Origin of the sequence: Pseudomonas brassicacearum subsp. brassicacearum, from assembly GCF_008801605.1 — a bacterium.
Taxonomy (GTDB): domain Bacteria; phylum Pseudomonadota; class Gammaproteobacteria; order Pseudomonadales; family Pseudomonadaceae; genus Aquipseudomonas; species Aquipseudomonas brassicacearum.
Map to the genome: position 1 here is coordinate 216,654 of NZ_VZPJ01000006.1, position 20,802 is coordinate 237,455.

Below are 20,802 nucleotides of genomic sequence, written 5' to 3' on the forward strand. Positions count from 1 at the left end.
CCATGGCTGCAACGCGAAGCCAGGATGTGTGCTCGATCAGATTTGCAGCAACGCCGTTAGTCGCGCACAAGCCTGGGCCAGATCCACCTCGCTGGTGTTGATCTCACAGTCCGGCGCAAGCGGCGCCTCGTAGGGACTGTCGAGCCCGGTGAAGTTCTTGATCCGCCCGGCAAGGGCTTCGCGGTACAGCCCCTTCGGGTCACGCTGGGCACAGACACCGAAAGGGGTACTCACATAAACCTCCACGAAGGTGCCCTCGGGGAACAGCTGTCGGGCCGCTTCCCGGTCAGCGCGAAACGGTGAGATGGCGGCAACGATGACGATCAGGCCGGCGTCGATCATCAAGCGCGCCACTTCGGCAATGCGACGGATATTTTCCTTGCGGGCCTCGGCATCCATGCCCAGGCCCCGGCACAACCCCTGGCGCAGGTTGTCGCCATCGAGCAGGGCCGTGTGCAGGCCCATCTGGTTGAGCTGGACTTCCAGGGCATTGGCCAGTGTCGACTTGCCCGCCCCCGACAGCCCGGTCAGCCAGATACAGCGGGGGCGCTGGGCTTTGATGGTGGCCCGATCCTCGGGCGTGAGCGCCTGCGCACAAGGACGAATCTGCACCTGTTGCATCGATACCTTTGACGTTTCATTCATAACCAAGCATCTCGTAGTCACGTTGGTACACCCGCCGCACCAGCCGACGGGTCCGTACCGAGCAGATTTCCCTTACCGGCACCGCAGCGCGCTGCCGGGTGCGGTTCACATGAGGCAACGTCGCGGCCAGCCCCAGATGCTCGCATATTCGCTGAAAGTCCCGACCGAGGTATTCCTGATAACCGATGAAGTCCATCGCCAGGTGGCCGAGGGAGTCGGTAAGGAAGTCCGTCTGGGCAGCGAAATGCATTTGCCGGGTGATGTTCTCCGGATGCAGCCAACGCGCGACGAAATCATCGAAGTCGCGGTATTGGCCAACCAGTCTCTGGGCCGCAAGATCCCGCGGCCCCAAGGTGTTGCCACGCAGGAAAGCATAGGCCGAATATGCACGTTCCAGCGGATCACGAACAAAGGCAAACTTGAAACTGGCGGCGTACTGCTTTGCGAACTGCTCTTCGTACCAATACAACGGCAGGTGACCCGGGCTGTAGCCATCGAAAAGCCCCACGCAAATACTGCTGCCGGCGCATTTGGGCACATGGATGAACAGGCAGCCGCGCTGGGCGAAAGCTTCGGGGAAACGGCAATTGGCCGACATCGATTTGTTCACGACCTGTCGGTCGACAACCGACAGGCGCCCCAATAGAAAGGAGCGCTGCGACTTGGGCAGTAGCTTCCAGAGATAACGTTGCAGCATTCAAGTACTCGCGCGAGAGGGTGCCCCCTCGATGACAGAGGTGAGTCCAGGAAAGTCCTGTGGCCAGAACCTTACCAAGCGCGAGTCGTAGATTTATGGTGGATTGGTCAATATGGGTATCGACCTTGTTACAAATGCCTTTGGGGGCTGAGCCGGCCCAGCCCCGCAGGTTCCACTTGTATTCAGGCGATATCCTGGGCCGGAGCGTCCAGCCCCATGGCATTCAGGCGTGCGTAATAACCATTCTGCGCCAGGAGTTCGCCATGGGTCCCGCGCTCGACAATGCGCCCCTGATCCATCACCAGGATCAGATCGGCTTTTTCGATGGTCGAAAGACGGTGGGCTATCACCAGGGTCGTACGGCCTTTCATCACCTGGTCCAGCGCAGCCTGGATGTGTCGTTCGGACTCGGTGTCCAGTGCGGAAGTCGCCTCGTCCAGAATCAACAGCGGGGCGTTTTTCAACAAGGCCCTGGCAATGGCCAGGCGCTGGCGTTGGCCGCCGGAGAGCAACACGCCGTTTTCCCCGACCTGAGTGTCCAGGCCTTGAGGCAGCTGCCTGATGAAGTCCATGGCATAGGCGTCTTGAGCCGCTTTCTCGATATCGACTCGCGGCGCACCGGCCAGGTCGCCATAAGCGATATTGTTGGCCACCGTGTCGCTGAACAACGTTACATGCTGGGTCACCTGGGCAATATGACGGCGCAGATTCAATAGCTTGTACTGTTCGATCTCAACACCATCGAGCAGTATCTCGCCTTCGTCATGGTGGTAGAAACGCGGAATCAGATTAGCCAGGGTCGATTTACCACTGCCCGAACGCCCCACCAATGCAACCATCTGCCCAGGCTCGACAGAGAAGCTGATGTCGTTCAGTACCTGCCGGTCGGTATCCGGGTAGGTGAAGCTCAGATGGCGCACGTCCAACCGCCCGCTGACAGCATCACGCTCGATAGTACCGGTATCGGTTTCCGGCTTGACATCCAACTGCTCAAAGATGCTTTCGGCCCCCGCCACGCCTTTCTGGATGGTGGAACTGACTTCCGACAGCTGGCGAATCGGCTTGGGCAGCAAACCGGCCAAGGTAATGTAGGCCACCATGTCGCCCGCCGAAGCATCTCCACGCAAATACAAGACGAGGAACATCAGCACCGCCATGGCGCTGTAAATCACCAGTTGCAACACCGGCGTGTAGATCGCACCGGTACGAGTCATGCGCAACTGCTTGTCGGTATTGCCCTGGCTGGCCTGGAGGAAGCGTTTCTGCTCGTAGACCTCGCCACCGAAACTGCGCACGACGCGATAACTCTGGATGGTCTCGGAGGCGACATGCGTCACGTCGCCCATCGCAACCTGGATTTTCTTGCTTTGCTTGCGGAATTTCTTGCTCGCGGTACGGACCATGAGCGCGATCAATGGCAGGATCGCCACCATCACCAGGGTCAGGCGCCAGTTCATGAACAACAGTGACGCGAACAGGAAGATCACGGTCATGCCTTCACGGATAACGACCTTGATCGCATCCGTTGCCGCCCCCGTCACCATGGTCACGTTAAACGTGATACGGGAAATCAGGTGACCCGAGTTATGTTTGTCGAAATAGCGGTTGGGCAGGGTCAGCAGGTTGTTGAACAACTGCACCCGTAAGTCATGTACCAACCCTAGCGAAACCCTGGCCAGGAAATAATTGCCCAGGTACGAACCCAATCCCTGCCAGGCAGCAATGACGATGATCAGCAGCGGCACGGCCTGTAGCAACTGCAGGTCACGCAGGTAAGGGACCGTCGGAAACAGCACCGCGTTCGGATTGGAGAGGCCGTCGACGAAATACTTGAGGATGTAGCCGAGCATCGGCTGGGTGGAAGCGAAAATCAGGAACCCGATGATACTCAGCCCGAACAAGCCGATATAGGGCTTCACGTAGCCAAGCAGGCGGAAATAGATTTTCAAGCTCGAAGGGCTTGCGGGAAGACTGGAGTCGGCCATATCACGCGAATATCGATAAAAAGGAGGCTGACTTTAACACAGCTTCTTCGGTGTTCTGGCAAACCGCTAAGGCTGTTATTGTTACGCGTCTGCAAAACACCAAAAAGCCATCACCTTGAATGGCCAACCGATTTCAGGAATGAATTCCTAAGCATGTTATCCAAGCACCTCGCCACGTCCAATAGAGTTTTCGACTTCATCTGCCAATGGATTCTTCCGCTTGGCTTCTTGCTGCTGCTGTGCGCCTTGTTCTTTCTGCCGGGGCGCAGCCAGCACCATAAATTGTTCTACGGTTTGTTCAGCATCCCCGCCCTCATAGCCGTGTGCCTGAGGCCGAGCGCGTTGAAGGAACTGATCCGCGAGCCGGTTTTCGTCGCCCTCTTGATATTCGCGGGCTGGGCGCTGATCAGCCTGTCGTGGGCACCCGAGGCCGAAAAAATCGCACGCCCGATCAAAACCGCATTGCATACCGTGTTCTTGTTCGTCGGCTGTTACCTGTTGGTGCGCTATCGTAGCGACCTGCTGCATCCTCTACTGTTTTGCGCGGCAACGGTCGCCCTGATCGCCACGCTCTACAACTTATATGCGTTTGCCCAGATATATCAGCCGGAAATGCGCCTGATTGGCGGCGGCGCCTTCGACAATCCACTGCTCGCCTCACACCTGTACGGCTTTTTCTGCGTCTACTGGTTAAGCCTGAGCATGCTCTGGAAAAATCGCCATATTTTCTGGCTGACCGTCCCTGCGGCCCTGGTCATGTTCACCGCAGTCGTCGCTACCGGCTCACGGACCCCCTTGGTCGCATTGTGCGCCGCCGCCATCTGGATAGGCGTCCTTTGCTGGAATCGTCGTTCGCTTGCCTTGTTCAGTCTCCTGATCATTGGCGGCGGCGTCACAGGCGTATTGTTTTACGAGATGATCTTCGCCCGCGGGGACTCGTACCGCTTCGAGATCTGGCAGATCATCTTGCAGGCGATAGCCGAGCATCCCTGGATCGGTCACGGCTACGGCGCCGACCTGGAGGTGGATCCAGGCATCGGCTACATGCTGGCGGAGCCTCATAACTTTGCCCTCGGCGTCCTGTACTACGTCGGGATTATTGGCTTTGTTCCATGGATCTTTTTCCAGGCCTGGAGCTTGCTGAGCAGCTGGCGTTATCGGGTCCAGCCCTTGTTGGTGGTCGCTTCCACCTGGCTGGTATACGGCATGGCAGCGGGGCTGACTGAAGGTGGCGGCATTCTTTCCCGGCCGAAGGAGCATTGGTTCCTGCTGTGGATCCCCCTGGCCCTGATCGCCGCCTTGAGCATCAATTATCGCGCCAGGCGCTTGCTGGTCACGCCTGTGCAACGGCTGACACCGCAAGCCCTGGACAGCCTTGCCTCAGGCGCCCAAGTGATCGAATCCGACGGTCTGGGACCAAAAGTCCTGCGCCTGGAGGGGGGAGATTTTCTCAAGCTGTTTCGCGCACGCCGCTGGTACACCTCGGGCGGCTTCAATCCTTATTCCGAGCGCTTTGCGGTGCACAGCCAACAATTGCAAAACCTGGGAATACCGAGCCCGACAATCCGCCACGTGTACCATCTGAACGACGGCAGCAGCGCGGTGCACTACGTTCCCCTCCCAGGGATAACCTTGCGCCAGGCGCTGCAAGATACTTCTACGCCCGCGCAGCGCCACGCCCTGGTCGAAGGCTTTGGTAAGTTCATGGCGCAACTGCACGAGCGAGGTGTTTACTTTCGCTCACTGCATCTGGGCAATGTGCTGGTGCTGGAAAACGGTGAATTCGGCCTGATCGATGTCGCCGACCTGCATCTCTATCCGTCGTCCCTCAGGATCGCGCTTCGCCAGCGCAATCTGCGCCACATGCAGCGTTATAAGGAAGATTACGGCTGGCTTTTCGAACAACATCTTGAGGCGCTGCTTGACGGTTACGCCAAGGTTGCCTCAAAACCGGCCGTCGATAACCTGCAAAAGCGTATTTTGTCGGGAAGCAACCCAGCCCGGGCATGATGCCCCCTCGAATCCCAGACTTTTAGCGCAGGCCGCTCTTCGATACCGAATGTAGCGGCCTGGATTTTTCCGCCAAAGGTGGTCGGGCTTCAGTGTTTTTCCAGCGGGCAGAAAAACAGCCGACCCAAGCCCCGCCAGGTTTTTTTATTCCAGGCCCTGAAGGGAATCTGCGCCAATAATTCACGGGCGAACGTGTGGTCGCGGTTGGACGTTTTCAGGAACATGGAATTGAGAAACTTATAGCGTACCTGGTCATAAAGCGGATGATCGCTGAACAAGGCATAGGTGCGCAGAATACTGTCGGTCATGAACCGATGGTTCTTGTAGGAGTTGGTTGCGTGCTTGCGATAGCGCGCCATCAAGACGCTCAGGCCATCGATAAAATAACCGGCCCGGGTCACTTTCAGCTCGATCAACAGGTCTTCCAGGCGAATCTGCGGATCGAACCCACCTACCTTCTCCAGCGCCTCGCGACGAATCATCAGGGTCGGTGCCGGCGGGTAGGGTTTGCGCTCCATGAACATGTCTTCGAAATCCAGTCGCCGGAAGGGTACCTCGCGGTTCTGACGACTCTCGGGAAAAAGATTCCCGTCGGCATCGATCAGTTCGATATTACCCGCACAGATACCGACCTCGGGCTTGCCGTCCATGTAGGCCACCTGAACGGCAATCCGCTCGGGCAGCATAATGTCGTCGGAACCAAACGGCACAATCAAGCTGCCACTGCAGCGGGCGACTGCTTCGTTAAGCGTATTGGTCAGCCCCTGGTTCTGCTGGACCCGAAAGTCGAAGCCATGCACCGCCTGCAAGCGCTGGATACGTTCGACACTGTCATCAGTGGAGCCATCATCGATGACCAGCAGCTCTATGTTCGGATAGGTCTGCCCCAGGACACTGAGGATGCATTCCTCAATGTATCGGCCATGGTTATAAGACGCGATGATCACGCTTACAACAGGTTGCGCGGCACTCATGACTGCTCCTTTTTGGCTTCATTCAGGCCGGTCTCGATCAGCTCAAGGTATTGCCGACGGAATACTTCGATATCGTGCTGCTCGACAAGGTATCGATAGGCTCGCTCGCCACAGGCCTTGAGCTCGGAGTCCGAAAGCCCCAGGTAGGTGTCGAGTGCCGTTATCAGGCTCGGCACATCGGCGGGCGTTACCGCCAGGCCTCCGGCCCCCTCAATCAATGGCAACATGGCCGGTACGTCCGAAGCGATCACCGGCAGATGTCCACTCATGCCTTCCAGCAGCGCCAGGCCCAAGCCTTCGGCCAGGGAGGGCATGGTCCAGATATCGAATGCCCTCACGTATTGCAGAGCGTTCTCCTTGAAGCCCAACAGGTGGGCGCGATCCCTCAGCCCCAACTGATCGATCTGCGCCGCCAGCCGGGACTCTTCCCGTCCGGCGCCAATGATCGCCAGTTGGGCCGTAGGGTATTTGTCCTTGAGCGCGGCAAAGGCTTGCAGCAGGTATGTGTGCCCCTTGACCGGAACCAACCGACCCAAGGCACCAATCAGCCTCACCGAAGGGCTGATACCCAACAGTTCACGGGCGCGCTCTCGCGGGTGCTGCAAGGCTTCAGCCTGTTGGATATCAATGGCGTTGGTGATGGCGTAGGTATTGGAATCGGTAAAACCGCAACGACAGTCCAGCAGATACTGCTTGACGGCCGGCGACACGCCGACAAACCGCCAGTGGCGATCCACCAGCCGCTGCGTCTGGCGGCGACGATAAAACCGGTCATATTCCCCGAACCCGTGGGAAATGCCGATGCACAGCGGGATTTTCAGCCATCGATTGAGCTGCAACATCATGTTGACGGGCTTGAAACGATTGCACACGACAACATCGAATTTTTCCCGGCGACAGAACTGGTACAACTGCCACATCGCTCGAAGGCGCATTCCCTTGAGCGCCTTGTCGGAAAACTCGAAATAAACCGAACGGTCTGCCCGACTGACGGCTTCGCCAGGCCCCGGGCGACCACGCAAAAAAGCCGCTGTCACCTCGTAGCGCTCACTGGGCAGGGCCTTGACGATCTGTTCCGCAAGATCGGCGAAATCATGCTGCTTAACGTTGTAATCCGGCTGCAGCTGCAGCACCTTCAACCGCTGACTCATAATTCTCCTTGGTGCAAACCCGCCGCATCAATCATCCAGGCAGGCGATGTCGCCAGCCGTTGTATCCCGGCAGGATCTGGCTCGGGCAGGGCCGACCACTCGTTGCGCTTCCAGCAGACGAAATGAAAATAAGGGAAAAGGCGGTCCCCATCCCGATCATTCGTCAGACGACCATTACGCCAGTACCAGCGAAGGGGGAAATTCTCCGAACCGTCATGCCACTTTATGCAACCACCCGGCGTGCTGAACGCTTCTGTGAACTCACTGCGTCGACGCCATGGATTGAATTTACCCACCAGGGTAAACAGCGGCTCGGGAAAATTCTTGCGCCACAGGAAAATACGGCTGAACGCCCCTTCGTCCAACGCGTGGTGCCGATCATCGGTAAAACGTTCTTTCCAGTGTTTGATCAGCTTGAACACTTCACGCGCACGGGCGCTGTTGCGTATCAAGCACAAATGGCCAGCGACACGTCGCTCATGGGTGGAAAACACGTCATGGCTGGCCAGGCGTTCAGCGGTGAAATACTGCCGAAGATCACCGTACACCAGGTCGATATCGCCAAAAGCCCAAAAGTCATAGCCGTCGAGACGATCGACATGAATGTACCCGAGGGCAGGCTTGATATCACACAGCTTGTAGGGCTGTTTCGGCCTGAATTCGATCTCCAATCGCCGGGAAACCAGCTGGCAATACGCCTCGAACGTGGTGCTTTCGACCGTCACGTTCGGTGGAAGATTTTCCGGAACACCGCAGTCACTGAACAACAGCCAATCAATATCAGCATTACGCCGGCAACTTTCGAGAAACAATGGCATCCAGAACGGCCAGCGTCCGAAATACGGAATGATAAAAAGAATACGCGGGCATGGATTGATCACAGCAAGCTCACATTCACCAAGGACGAAGGACGCTGGAGGTGGTTATGCGTCATTTATGTGTTACCTGTGCTTCGCAGGTGTCAGCAGCCAGAGGAGCTCGTGACGCCTGACCGCTTTGCGGAAAAAATCGTTCTCGCCATAAACAGACCCCACTCTACGGGTCAGGACATACTGTATCCACCGCCTCAACCGGCGCTTCAAAGGCGCAGGCGGTTGCAGGTCATGCATCATTCCCAAGGCCATGGCCTTGTCCCGCTGGGCTGCCAATGACAAAGGCAAGCTCAGGGGTTGCATCAACTGACCTGGATCGAAGACCGGCGGCAATGCCACGCCTTCTCCGGTATTGCCCATGGGCCAACGATCGTTGTCGTGCAAGTGATTGGCGTAGCCCAACAGCGTGGTCGGCTGCCATTCCAGGCCTTCGAGGGCTTGCAGGACGGCATGATGGGCGCAGAGATGGTCGGGGTGCGGATCAAGGGTCGGATGCGGCAACACAATGACCTCCGGGCGCGCCTTGAGCAGCAGTTCGCGCAGGTCCGCCAACAGGTTGTCCCAGGTCGGCGCGCCGTCGGCATCGCCGGGCAGGAGGAACGGGTTCAACTGACGGAACAGCCGGGTATCGCTCAGGTCAGCCTCGCGAGAACCTTGGGGTTGGCTCGGCGCCGCTTGCATGGCGGCCAGTTGCAGGCAGAAGTAACCCAACTGCACACAGTGCGCTTCAGGCACTCCCGCCCAACGCGGTACGGCAATGCTGTCCCAGGCGCGCAAACGGCCCTTGAGCCGCGCAGCTTCAACGCGGTCCAAGCCCATCTGTCGATAATGTTCGGCTTCGATTTCACCGGCGGTCAGCGTGACGATCCAGGCTTCGTCAGCCTGGCTGTACAAGCCGTAGGCGGCCAGCTCCGCATCGTCGGCATGGGGAGCGATGACCATCACCCGCTGGCGCTGCACTTGCGGCGACGTGAAGGACCATAGCGTCGGCTCGCCCAGCAAACGGCAATGGCGCCCGCGCAGGCGCAGCTCACCTCGGGACAACGCCGGGCCCTGCTCGCTGAGATTGAGATAGCGCAGGCCGTTGACCCCGCGCTCGAAAGTTTGCAGGTCCCTTTCACCGCCCAACATTTCGACAACCGGGTCGATGAAGCACCCCAGCCAGGTGCTCTTGACCCGCAACGCGAGAATCAACGTCGCGCCATCGTCCAGAATCACGCCTTCGTCCAGCCGCAGCCGCCCGGCATTGAGGTGCACCTTGGGTTGCTGGGTGAACGGCGGGAAGCTGTACTGGTAATCATCCCTGGGCGAATAGAACAGATGATCGGCGAACCACGCCTCATGGGCGATCCAGCCCAGCACCGCCAACACCAGGGGCAACCACCAGGCCACTGCCACCCCCAGCAAGACCAGTGCGATGAGGGCGAGCAGCAGCCCCGCGCGCTTGTTGCGACGGTGGCGCTTGAGCAACTGTTGCTTGCGACTGATCGGTGGATTCATACGGTAAACACCGGCACGGGGTTGCACCAACGGTCCTTGTACTCCCGGTCCGCCCGACCGAACGAAAAACGTAACGGTTTGCCGGCGGCACGGGCATGTTCCCAGGCGCTCTGGGTGTTGAGGAAGCTCAACACGCTACCGGGGCTGAATTCGCGAGTCTGTGGGTCGACACCACCGTTGATGTACTCGACGCTGATCCACTCGGGCGCTTCGACGCGATACACCAATTGGATGGCAATCGGCGCATCGTTGAGGAAGATCACCGAACCGATCAGCCATTCGCGCAGCAACTCGATCACCTCGCCCATGCGCTCGGCACCGGTGGCCGCAAAGCCCCAGCGACGCAGGAACAGGTCGCAGTAGATCGAAGCCAGCTCGGCACTGGAAAACTCGTCGACCGGCCGCACCACCCCGCCCGCCTCTTCCAGCAAGCGCAGCTCACGGCGCTGGTTGTAGCGAAACTTCTTGGACAGCTCTTCCGGCGTGCGGGCCATGGCCAATTGTTCCTGCTGCAACTTCAAGCCACTGAAACGCCCCTCGTTGAGGGCCGACAGGTAACGTCCACGATGACGCAACGGTGCTTGCGCATCGGGCGCCGCCGGCAGGATCAGCTCGGCATTACCCAGATCGAACAAGCCCTTCTTGCCGCTGCGCTTGAGCACGTCCTTGGACAACGCCAGGTCGCGGCCCCAGGTCGGTATGGCCGCCTTGAGTTCACCGTTCTGCTCGAACGCCAGATAACGCACGGGAATCCCGGCCAGGGCCGCCAGGCGCTCGACCACCAGGGGATGGGTGGCCACACTGCCGCCAAAACGCTGCCAGGCCTGGGCATAAATCGACGCGTCTACGGCTGTCCAGCCGCGCTCACGCCAGCCTTGGAATCGATTGAACATTCAGGCCCTCGGCGCCAGTTCGTTGACTTGGGGCAAACGCCAGAATGCCTCGCGTACGGCGCGATCAGAGAAGCGCTCGCGCAAGCGGTCGAGCATCAGCTCGGCGCATTGGCGACGCTGCAGATCGTCCATGGCCGCCAGGTGTTGCAGCCCCTGAGCCATGTGCTCGGCGTCACCGAGCGGAAACAGGATGCCGACGCCTTCGACCACTTCCTTGGCACCACCGCAAGCAGTAGCCAGCAACGGTACACCGGCGGCCATGGCTTCGAGCAGCACCATGCCAAACGGCTCATGGTCGGAACTCAGGGCGAACACATCGAACGCGCGGAAATAACGACGCGCCTCGGGCACCTGGCCGAGCAACAGCACGCGGTCGGCGATGCCTAGCTTCAGCGCCAACGCCCGCAGCTCCGGCTCCCGACGCCCCTCACCGAGAATCGCCAACTGGCTGTTGGCCGGCAGATATGCCAACGCCGTAGCAAAACCACGCAACAAGGTGGCCTGGTCCTTGTCCGGGTGCAGGCGGCCGACATTGCCGACAATCCAGGCATGTGCGTCCAGCCCCAGGGTGTGCCGCGCCTCCTCCCGAGAAACCAGGCTGGCCTGCGTGACATCGAGGTCGATGCGGTTGTAGAGAGTCTGGATCCGGGCCGCCGGCCATTTCGGCAGGCAGCGGCGCATGTCGTCACGCACCGCATCGGAAACCCCGAGCAGGCTCAGGCGTTTACGAAAAACATGGGCGAACAGCCGGCGGGTACGCCGCTTGTAGTCACCGAAGGCATGATGAACGCCGATCACCGGCAGGCGAGTGCCGAGCAGGGCGATGTAGATCGGCTTGAAGCGATGGGCAATGCAGAAACTGAAATTGCGCGAGGCGGCAATCTTGCGCAGGTCGCTGATGGCGCCCAGCTTCAGGCCACGAATGGCGCTGGAGCGGTACTCCATGAACAGCACCTCGTCCGAGGCACAAGCGGCGGCAACTTGCGCGTCCGCCGCCCCGGTGAGAAACACCGTGGTCACGCGATAGCCAGTGCCCGCGAACAGGCTGGCGTACTGACGGGCGCAGTCCAGGAACGGCCCGTCATAACCGTGGCAGAACTGCAGCACATGTCGCTCAGCCGAGCGTGTCATAAGCGTCCACGCCGTCTTTGACCACCAGGATGTCTTCCATGATCAAGTATTGCAGATCGGAACCGAAGAACATGTTCAGCGCATCGGTCGGCGAGCAGATCATCGGTTCGCCACGACGGTTGAGCGAGGTGTTCAGCGACACGCCGTTGCCGGTCAGCACTTCCAGGGCCTTCATCATGTCGTAGTAGCGCGGGTTGTATTCGCGCTTGAGCACCTGGGCCCGGGAAGTACCGTCTTCATGGACGACTTCCGGCACGCGTGTTTTCCATTCTTCGGCCACTTCGAAGGTGAAGGTCATGAATGGCGCCGGGTGGTCGACCTTGATCATCTGCGGCGCAACGGTGTCGAGCATCGACGGGCAGAAAGGCCTCCAGCGTTCGCGGAACTTGATCTGTTCGTTGATCCGATCTGCCACGCCGCTGGCGCTTGGGCAACCGATGATCGAACGACCGCCCAAGGCTCGCGGGCCAAACTCCATGCGCCCCTGGAACCAGGCCACCGGGTTGCCGTCGACCATGATCTTGGCGATGCGCTCAGGGGTGTTGTCGATCTTGCGCCACGCAGGCTTGCTCGGATGACGGGCGCACGCAGCGATCACGTCTTCGTTGCTGTAGGCCGGGCCGAGGTAGACGTGCTCCATCTTCTCTACTGGCACGCCACGGGCGTGGGACACATAAGCCGCCGCACCCACGGCAGTACCGGCGTCGCCGGAAGCCGGTTGCACGAACAGCTCCTTGACGTCGTCACGGGCGATGATTTTCTGGTTCAACTTGACGTTCAACGCACAGCCGCCGGCGAAGGCCAGCTTGCCGGTTTCCTTGAGCACGTCGCCCAGGTAATGATCGATCATTTGCAGCGCGAGCTTCTCGAACAGCGCTTGCATGCTCGCCGCGTAGTGAATGTACGGCTCATCGGCGATGTCGCCTTCACGTTTCGGGCCGAGCCATTCGATCAGCTTCGGCGAGAAGTAGAAACCCTTGCCCTTCTCTTTATAGCGACGCAGGCCGATCACGTTGGCGTAGTCGGTGTTGATCACCAGTTCGCCATTTTCAAAAGAGGCCAGGCGCGAGAAATCGTACTTGGTGGCATCGCCGTAGGGCGCCATGCCCATGACCTTGAACTCACCATCGAGCATTTCAAAGCCCAGGAACTCGGTGATCGCGCCGTACAGGCCGCCCAGGGAGTCCGGGTCGAAGAACTCCTTGATCTTGTGGATCTTGCCGTTTTCGCCATAACCAAAGAAGGTCGTGGCGTATTCGCCCTTGCCGTCGATGCCCAGGATTGCGGTTTTCTCCTGGAAGCCCGAGCAGTGGTAGGCGCTGGAGGCGTGGGCCAGGTGATGCTCGACCGGCTCGATCTTGATCTTTTTCGGATCGAAGCCCAGTTGCTCCAGGCACCAGACGATCTTGCGGCGATAGCGCTTGTAGCGACGGTTGCCCATCAGGATCGCGTCGAGGGCCCGGTCCGGGGCATACCAGTAGCGCTTGGCGTAGTGCCAGCGCGCCTCGCCGAACAGGCTGATCGGGGCGAAGGGGATCGCCACCACATCGACGTCGGAAGGCTTGATGCCGGCCTGCTCCAGGCAGAACTTCGCCGACTCGTAAGGCATGCGGTTCTTTGCATGTTTATCGCGTACGAAGCGCTCTTCCTCGGCCGCCGCGATCAGCTTGCCGTCAATGTACAGCGCTGCGGAAGGATCATGGCTAAGGGCGCCGGACAGGCCAAGAATCGTCAATGCCACAGGGGTCTAGCCTCTTATGTCTGCATACGGGCGACAAGCGCCTCGAAAAATTGATGTGCCGCGTATCTGGGGCACGGGGCAGCTAAAGGGCGGGATTATAGCTTAAAAGCGCCCTTAAACCTCTAGCAGTGAGTGGGAGCTTGTTGAGCACTGTCGCTCGGGCACTCATTGACGCTCACGGCGCTAAAGATTTTTAACCTTGAACACATCGACCGGTCGTGTTTTGTGGGCACGTAAACGCTTGTACACACTTTCGACAACGAGCGATGCCTGCCCCCATGCAGTATCTGAACATCCGCAAAAGACAAATAAAAGACAGCCTATACGGCCATATGATCCATTCCGACAGCTAGCGCTGGGCACACAAAAAAACAGAGCCCAACGGAATAATCAATAACTCTGTATAACTCAAGCAACTGCTTGTCGCCACTGTCAACTTTGACAGTGGCGAGCCCTTTGAAAACCAATGCAATTGAACGCGATCTTGTATTAGCCACAACAGGTGATGGGGGGGAGTAATGTCATCACGAGGCGCCGCAGACGGCAGCTCGGCGATTAGTTTTGAAGTGCAAGATCATGGGGACGGAACAGTAAAAATTAAAGCGGGATACTATAATTTGTGGGTGCAACTTACCGCCTATGACGTTAAAAACGCTCAATGGGACCTAACAGTCCTTACCAAAGATTGACTCAGCGCGACGCAGGGAACGGGTATTATTCTTTTACTGTAGATTTTTTATTTTCATGGAGTAGAAGACTCCTACATTTTTTGAAATACATTGAAGTACCTTGCGACGGTCTTTTTTTGGATGGAATGGGGTGGGGTGGGGTGTATATCCGTTTCTTCGGTAACGGCTGCTTACGGCTCCGCTCTTACAGCGGGTCACTTTTGGAAGAGCCGGGGGACAGGCCCACCAAAAGCGCTTTGCCCCACCACTCGGCGCCTCGCCTAGGCTCGGCATGCCCGCGTTCGGCCATCGCGGTTAACGGGGCGCCGAGATCAACGTCCACCGCGAGGCGGCCTAACGGCCGACCTGGCTCTCCTGGTCGTACACCTGTCAGATCTGAGGGAGCAAAGCTTGCTCGCGAGGCGGCCTGTCAGCCGACCTGGTCCTCCCAGATGAACCCAATCCCAGTGTGGGAGCTTGCTCGCGAAGGCGGCAGTGCATTTCACACCTGAATCCGCCCCCGCTTCTCGACCTGAAGGTCTATGCAGTCCGTGGCGAGGATGCATCGGCGACCTCAAGTGAACAGCTGGGTCTTCACTTGTGGTTCATAGGGTGGACGAGGCGCTATCGACTGTTTTGGGCACCCGCTGATCAATCACCCGATACAGCGCACTGTCCTGTGGCCAATTGCGCATGAACCGCGCGCGATCCCGGGCGTAGGCCTGGGCGAAGCTGGCGTGGGTGCGGTGTTGGCACATCGAGTCGAGGTCGATCAGCGCCCAGCGGTCGTGCTGCCAGAACAGGTTGTGGCCCTTGAAGTCGCCGTGGCTGATACGTTCACGGATGAGGTCGGCGAACAAGCGATCCAGCGCCAGCAATTCCGCCTCGGGGGCGTCACCGTTTTGCACGTAAGGGCCGAAGCGCTCGATGATGTCCGGCCCCGCCAGGTATTCGGTTACCAGGTAAGCGCCGCGGCGCAGCCACAGGAAACGCTTTTCCAGCAGCGCCAGGGGCTTGGGCGTAGCGATGCCGAGAAAGGCCAGGCGATGGCCTTCGCGCCAGGAATGCCAGGCGCGACTCGGGCGCCAGAAGCGCTTGAGCCAATGGGCGAAGTTCTTGATGTTGTAGCGCTTGATCACCAAGGTGCGACCGTTCGCCTCGACTTTGCCAACACTGGCCGCGCCGCCGGTCTTGTACAGGTGGCCCTGGTCGAGCAATGCATCGGCCTGCTCCAGCACCGGTATCATGGCCGCTTCTTCATCACGGCGGATCGCCCGCAGGCCAAAGGCCCCGCGCTGCACGCTGAACAGGCTGCAGTCGCGCCCGACTTTCGCGAGGAAATCCTTCAGGCGCCAGGCTTGCACTTTGTCGATCTGTTTTTGCAGCGCTTCCATGGGCAGCGCGTGTTCGGCGTTGCCCAGCAGGTAATGCACCAACAGCTCTTCATTGAACGGCTGGAGGGCTTTGGGAAGCTGGGCGAAAAACACCCCAAGGTTCTCCAATACTTTCTGCCGCGACAGCGGCTGCCCTGGGGTTTCAGCGCGGATGCCGGCGCCGTCGATCAAATAGAGCTTGCCGTCGTGACGCAGCAGATTGTCCAGGTGCAAGTCTTCCTGCCACAGGCCTTTGCTGTGCAATTGCGCGATAGCGCCCAGGGCTTCGGCCAGCACCGCCGTCTGTTCGTCGGCCAGCAATGGCAGGTGTTCGACCTGTTTCCAGGCATCCCCCAGGCTCTCGGCGTCTTCGAGCAATTCGAACAACAACCAGCCGCCTTCACCCTCTTTCAGTCCATCGGCCAGCAACAACGGCGTGGTCAGCCCCTGCTCTGCCAGCAGGCGAACGCCTTGCAGTTCCCGCTGGAAATGCCGGGCGGCCTTGTTGCCCACCAATAACTTGGCCAATACCGGCCGGCCACGCCAGACGCCCGCGCCGACGTAACGCTGCCCCGGCAACACCCGTAACAGCGAAAGCAGTTGCAACTTCGCCGGGCCGGCGGCATCGGCCAGTTCCAGGCTCATGGGCAGGCTGGGGCTGCGGCCGGCATTCTTCAATTCGGACAGATGCATCAACGGGCTTCCTTATGGCTGCGCCGAGCGTTCAGACGGGTCATCCAGCGGTCGACCAGCCCACTGTCGAGCGGCTGGTCCAGATAACTGGACAGCAACTGGCGCACATCGGCATCACTCCAGACAGAGGCGCGCCGCAGCAAAGGCTCCAGGTCCTTGACCCGATCACGCAGGCCGAACAATAGCGGCCGGGTCTTTTCCAGGTCGATCAATTGCGCCTGATAGCCGTCGGCGGTGGCTTGCAGGAAGATGTGTTTTGGATAGAAGCAACCGTGCACCTGATGCATGCCGTGCAGGCGCCGCGCCAGCAAACCGCAGGCGTTGAGGATGGTGGTGCGCTGCGCCGCCGTCAGGCTCGACCAACGCTGCACCAGTGAATCCAGGTCATCCCAGCCGTCCAGGGCACGGGTCAGCAGGACCGCCCGCACCTCGCCGTTCACCTTGCGCTGACCATAGAACACCGCTTGCAGGGCCGGAATGCCCAACTGGCGATAGCGGCTGATGTTGCGAAACTCCCGGGAGAAGCTTGGCTCGCCAAACGGGTGGGACAAGGTCCGGGTCAGGTAATTGCTCTGGCGCTTGAGGTAATAACCCTGCCCCTCCAGGTCCAACCGGAACACACTGCTCCAGCCGTCACCCGAGGTGTTGGGTTCGTCCACCGCGTCCAGTTGCCGCGTCCACAAGGCCTCGAAGCTGTCCAGGCCATGACGTTGCAACAACGCCTGGTCTTCAGCGGCCAGAAAATCAGTCATTCACGCCCCTCGAAAAATCTCACCACGTGACGGATGCGTTTCTTGTCGCACGCATCGAGCCGGTCGCGCTGGCGGTATTGCAGGTAGAACCGCAGGCGCTGCGTGGCCGACAAGTGATACTTGGCCACCTTGTCCAGGCATGCCAAATCCTTGGTAATACGGTACTTGAGCCAGAAACCGCGCCAGAAGTCGCCGTTCGGGCAGTCGATCAGGAACAGCTTCGCCTGGTCATCGACCAGCAGGTTGCGCCATTTCAGATCATTATGGGTGAAGCGCTGCTCGTGCATGGTCCGTGTGTAACCGGCCAGTTGCCGGCTCACCCCTTCGACCCAGGCCCGGTCGGCCAGCCTTGGATCGCGACGGTCGGCCAGGGCCGAAAGGTCTTCGGTATGCGGCAGCTCGCGGGTGATCAGCGCGCCACGGGCATAGGTCGCGCCGCTTCGCTCCAAGCCCCAGCCCACGACTTCGGCGGTGGGAATGCCCCATTTGGCGAAGCGCTTGAGGTTCTGCCATTCGGACTTGACCCGGGGTTTGCCCAGGTAACGCCGCAAGCCTTTGCCGGCCCCGACGTAGCGCTTGACGTAGTAATTCACGCCATTGCGCTGCACCCGGATCACCTCCGACAACGGATCACGGGTCAAACGCTCCCCTTGCAACGCGAACACCGCCTCGAGGCTGCCGAAATCCTGCGCCAGATCGGCGTAGGCCGGTTCCAGTTTCCAGCCTGACATCAGAGCGCGTCCCCGTATCGCTGCTTGCGGGCATACAGCTTGTTGGCCTTGCCTTCGAGCCAGGCCAGCAACGACGCCTCTTCGGCGAGGATCCGGCGCAATGGCTGCTGGAAATAGCCCTTGAGGAAACGCAGCTTGTCGCGGCGGGTCAAGCCGATGTCCAGCGCCGAGAAATACAGCGCCGCCAGGTCCTTGTTGCGCCAGCGAGTGGTAATGGCTGGACGGGTCTGGGCGCGGTGCAGGTCGATCACCGAAAGTTTGAAATCGGCAGGTGTCACCGGCTTGTCGGTGTGCAGCAGGAAGTGGCAGATGTAGCAGTCACGATGGTTGACCCCGGCGCGGTGCATCATGCCGGTCATGCGCGCCACTTCGGCGATCAGGGCACGCTTGAGTGCCGGTTGCGGCGGCTGCTTGACCCAGTCGATGCTGAAGTCTTCGAGGCTGACGGTCGGCGCCAGCTCTTCGGTGACGATGAACGAGTGCTGGTCTGCCGGGTTGCTGCCCTTCTCGCCGTACGCAACAGCGGTCATGGTCGGCACGCCGACTTCCTGCAAACGCTGGATCGCTTTCCATTCCTGACCTGCGCCGAGTACCGGCAGCTTGGCGGTGAACAGGTTCTTGAAGATCTCGCCCCAACCGATGCCGCGATGGATCTTCACGAAAAATCCACGACCGTCCACCTCCGTGCGCAAGGTGCGCCGGGCTTCCAGTTCGCGATAGACCTCGCCCTTGAGCGCCTCGACTTCGGCGAACGCATCGCGCCCGGCCCAAAGGCTCTTGAACGGTTCGGCCAGCATCAACTTCATTGTGCGTGCTCCGCCAAAATCACATCGGCCGCGTGCTGCGGCATGCTGTAGAGGTCGGCCGTCTCGGCGAAGGCCAGACCGTTGCGGCTCCAGGCCGCCCGGGCATCGGCATCGTTCAACATGCGACCCAGGTACTCGGTGAGTTGCGCTTGTTCAAACGGCTCGTCCAGCACCAGGCCACTGTCGGCCTCCGCGATGTAATGGGCGTACCCACACACTGCGCTGACCAGCACCGGCAACCCGGCCACCAGCGCTTCGAGCAGTACGGTGCCGGTGTTCTCGTTGTACGCCGGATGGATCAACAGGTCGGCGCCCAGCAGGAAACGCGGGATGTCACTGCGGCCCTTGAGGAACCGCACGTTGTCACCGAGCCCCAGTGCGGCGCTCTGCAGTTGGAATACCTTGGGGTCGTCCTGGCCGATTACAAACAGCCGAGTGCGTTTTCTCAATTCGGCGGGCAGCGCGGCCAGGGCCTTGAGACTGCGATCCACGCCCTTGGTCTTGAACCCGGAACCGATCTGCACCAGCAGCAGGTCGTCATCGGCCAGCTCGAATTCGGCCCGGAACGCCGTACGGATCTGGTCGGCGTCGGCGGGCCGCCGCCGGTCCTGGGCGATGCCCGGTGGCAGCAGGTGAAAGCGCTCGAGCGGCGTGCCGTAGTGCTTGATGAACAGTGGCTGCTGGACTTCGGAAATCATCAGCACGTCGGTCTTGGCGTCCTTGGCGAACACTGCCCGCTCGTACTCGGCGAAATGCCGGTAGCGGCCCCAGCGCCGGTACAGCGAATTGCGCAGGTTCTGCGCCTTGTCTTCGAAGCAGCCGTCGGCGGCGTAGTACACGTCCAGGCCGGGCATTTTGTTGAAGCCGATCAAACGGTCCACCGGGCGCTTGGCCAGGTCGGCCTCCATCCACGCGCTGAGCTTCTCGTTGCGGCGATGATTGAACAGCGCCTTGACCGGCGCCACCAGCACTTCGAAGCCGGGCGGCACGTCGCCTTCCCAGATCAGCGTGTAGACGCGGATCTGGTGACCGCGTCGCTGGCACTCCAGGGCGATGCGCATGAAGTCACGCTGCAGGCCACCGAAGGGGAAGTACTTATAAAGGACAAAAGCCAATTGCATCAGCGCGGCTCCTCAGCCAATAACGTGCTCAGGTGGCTGGCAACACGCTCGGGGTTCAGACGCGTGAAGCACAGGGGCTGCTCGCGTTTCAGGTCAAACCGCCGGGCATCTTCGGCGGTCGGCGGGTAAGTGCATTGTTTCTGCATGCACGGCGCGCAAGGGAAATCACTGGCAAGGTGAATCTGGCCCTTGCCGTAGGCGCCGGTCAGCACCGGATTGGTCGGGCCGAGCAGCGAAATGGTCGGTACGTCCAGGGCCGCGGCCAGATGACCGAGACCGGTGTCCACCGCCACACAGGCCTGGGCACCGGCAAGCACCTTGCCCATCCCGCCGAGGTTCAGCTTCGGCAGCACCAGGGCGTTGCGCAACCCGTTGGCGATGCGTTCGGCCCGGGCCTTCTCGGCGGGGTTGCCCCACGGCAGTTTTACCACCACGCCGAACTGCCCCATGCGTTCGGTGAGCTGGCGCCAGTAGAGCTCGGGCCAATGCTTGGACTCCCAGGTCGTGCCGTGCAGGAACACCACGTAGGGATAGGGGCGTGGCAATTCCACCAATCGGTCGACGTTGAGGCCATAGCTACCCAGCGTCTGCGGCAAGTCATAGCCCAGCGCCAGGGCAAATAGCTGCCGTACGCGCTCGACCGCATGCTGACCGCGAGCCACCGCCAGGCGCCGGGAATAAAAGCGCGCCGCCAGGGGCTCACGCGCCGAATTTTTATCCAGACCGGCCACCGGGGCCTTGACGTAACGGGTCAGCCAGGCACTTTTCAGCAGGCCTTGGGCGTCGATGACCAGGTCGTACTTTTCGGCGCGCACGCTCTGTTTGAAGCGTCGCCATTCGCCACTCTTGATGGTTTGCCAGAGGTTCTTGCGCCAGCGACGGATCGCTACCGGAATGACTTTGCCCACGGCCGGGTGCCAGATGGGGATTTCGGCGAAGCCTTCTTCCACCACCCAATCGAACTTGATGCCAGGAATCGCCCGCGCCGCGTCGGTCAGCGCCGGCAAGGTGTGGACCACATCCCCCAGCGAAGAGGTCTTGATCAGCAATACCCGCAAG

General features: G+C 60.1%; 17 protein-coding genes. 1 reads left to right on the forward strand and 16 read right to left on the reverse strand.

Annotated features, from left to right (window positions below; translation table 11 throughout):
• Positions 1–36: 36 nt before the first annotated feature.
• From cysC to msbA, 3 genes are all read right to left on the reverse strand, one after another.
• Positions 37–645 (reverse strand): adenylyl-sulfate kinase, encoded by a 609-nt coding sequence (gene cysC, locus F7R20_RS16190; RefSeq protein WP_003197137.1) that lies wholly within the window; start codon positions 643–645, stop codon positions 37–39.
• The gene (locus F7R20_RS16195; RefSeq protein ID WP_003197133.1) at positions 638–1,342 is read right to left on the reverse strand and encodes a sulfotransferase family 2 domain-containing protein; all 705 of its coding nucleotides are present in this window, start codon (positions 1,340–1,342) and stop codon (positions 638–640) included. The genes cysC and F7R20_RS16195 overlap by 8 nt, the downstream gene beginning before the upstream one ends.
• 182 nt (positions 1,343–1,524) lie before the next feature.
• A complete protein-coding gene (gene msbA, locus F7R20_RS16200) occupies positions 1,525–3,327 on the reverse strand; it encodes a lipid A export permease/ATP-binding protein MsbA (RefSeq protein WP_003197131.1) in 1,803 nt (600 codons plus the stop codon).
• Positions 3,328–3,480: 153 nt separating this feature from the next.
• On the opposite strand from msbA, the gene F7R20_RS16205 reads away from it, so the two are divergent.
• On the forward strand, positions 3,481–5,337 hold the full coding sequence (locus tag F7R20_RS16205; RefSeq protein ID WP_003197129.1) for a bifunctional O-antigen ligase/aminoglycoside phosphotransferase family protein: 1,857 nt from the start codon (positions 3,481–3,483) through the stop codon (positions 5,335–5,337).
• A gap of 89 nt (positions 5,338–5,426) precedes the next feature.
• Here the strand turns inward: F7R20_RS16205 and F7R20_RS16210 are convergent, their stop codons facing one another.
• From F7R20_RS16210 to waaC, 13 genes are all read right to left on the reverse strand, one after another.
• Positions 5,427–6,311 carry a glycosyltransferase gene (locus F7R20_RS16210; protein ID WP_003197127.1) on the reverse strand — a complete coding sequence of 295 codons (885 nt, stop codon included), beginning with the start codon at positions 6,309–6,311 and terminating at the stop codon, positions 5,427–5,429.
• Positions 6,308–7,462, reverse strand: a complete 1,155-nt coding sequence (locus F7R20_RS16215; RefSeq protein WP_003197124.1) for a glycosyltransferase family 4 protein — start codon at positions 7,460–7,462, stop codon at positions 6,308–6,310. Before F7R20_RS16215 ends, F7R20_RS16210 begins: the two co-directional genes overlap by 4 nt.
• Positions 7,459–8,343, reverse strand: coding sequence for a DUF6625 family protein (locus F7R20_RS16220; RefSeq protein ID WP_003197122.1), 885 nt, complete (start codon positions 8,341–8,343; stop codon positions 7,459–7,461). The genes F7R20_RS16215 and F7R20_RS16220 overlap by 4 nt, the downstream gene beginning before the upstream one ends.
• Before the next feature lie 60 nt (positions 8,344–8,403).
• Positions 8,404–9,822, reverse strand: a complete 1,419-nt coding sequence (locus tag F7R20_RS16225; RefSeq protein WP_027911957.1) for a PIG-L deacetylase family protein — start codon at positions 9,820–9,822, stop codon at positions 8,404–8,406.
• 8 nt (positions 9,823–9,830) lie between these two features.
• Positions 9,831–10,727: an antimicrobial resistance protein Mig-14 gene (locus F7R20_RS16230; RefSeq protein ID WP_003197118.1), complete on the reverse strand. Its 897-nt coding sequence runs from the start codon at positions 10,725–10,727 to the stop codon at positions 9,831–9,833.
• The gene (locus tag F7R20_RS16235; RefSeq protein WP_003197117.1) at positions 10,728–11,858 is read right to left on the reverse strand and encodes a glycosyltransferase; all 1,131 of its coding nucleotides are present in this window, start codon (positions 11,856–11,858) and stop codon (positions 10,728–10,730) included.
• On the reverse strand, positions 11,842–13,599 hold the full coding sequence (locus tag F7R20_RS16240; RefSeq protein WP_003197115.1) for a carbamoyltransferase family protein: 1,758 nt from the start codon (positions 13,597–13,599) through the stop codon (positions 11,842–11,844). Before F7R20_RS16240 ends, F7R20_RS16235 begins: the two co-directional genes overlap by 17 nt.
• A gap of 1,273 nt (positions 13,600–14,872) precedes the next feature.
• Positions 14,873–16,333, reverse strand: a complete 1,461-nt coding sequence (locus tag F7R20_RS16245) for a lipopolysaccharide kinase InaA family protein (RefSeq protein WP_003197113.1) — start codon at positions 16,331–16,333, stop codon at positions 14,873–14,875.
• Complete coding sequence (locus tag F7R20_RS16250) at positions 16,333–17,085, reverse strand: lipopolysaccharide kinase InaA family protein (protein WP_003197112.1); 753 nt, start codon at positions 17,083–17,085, stop codon at positions 16,333–16,335. Before F7R20_RS16250 ends, F7R20_RS16245 begins: the two co-directional genes overlap by 1 nt.
• Complete coding sequence (locus F7R20_RS16255; RefSeq protein WP_003197110.1) at positions 17,082–17,816, reverse strand: lipopolysaccharide kinase InaA family protein; 735 nt, start codon at positions 17,814–17,816, stop codon at positions 17,082–17,084. The genes F7R20_RS16250 and F7R20_RS16255 overlap by 4 nt, the downstream gene beginning before the upstream one ends.
• Complete coding sequence (gene rfaP, locus F7R20_RS16260) at positions 17,816–18,622, reverse strand: lipopolysaccharide core heptose(I) kinase RfaP (protein ID WP_003197105.1); 807 nt, start codon at positions 18,620–18,622, stop codon at positions 17,816–17,818. The genes F7R20_RS16255 and rfaP overlap by 1 nt, the downstream gene beginning before the upstream one ends.
• On the reverse strand, positions 18,619–19,743 hold the full coding sequence (locus F7R20_RS16265; RefSeq protein ID WP_003197103.1) for a glycosyltransferase family 4 protein: 1,125 nt from the start codon (positions 19,741–19,743) through the stop codon (positions 18,619–18,621). Before F7R20_RS16265 ends, rfaP begins: the two co-directional genes overlap by 4 nt.
• Positions 19,743–20,801: a lipopolysaccharide heptosyltransferase I gene (gene waaC / locus F7R20_RS16270; protein WP_081352601.1), complete on the reverse strand. Its 1,059-nt coding sequence runs from the start codon at positions 20,799–20,801 to the stop codon at positions 19,743–19,745. Before waaC ends, F7R20_RS16265 begins: the two co-directional genes overlap by 1 nt.
• Position 20,802 lies beyond the last annotated feature (1 nt).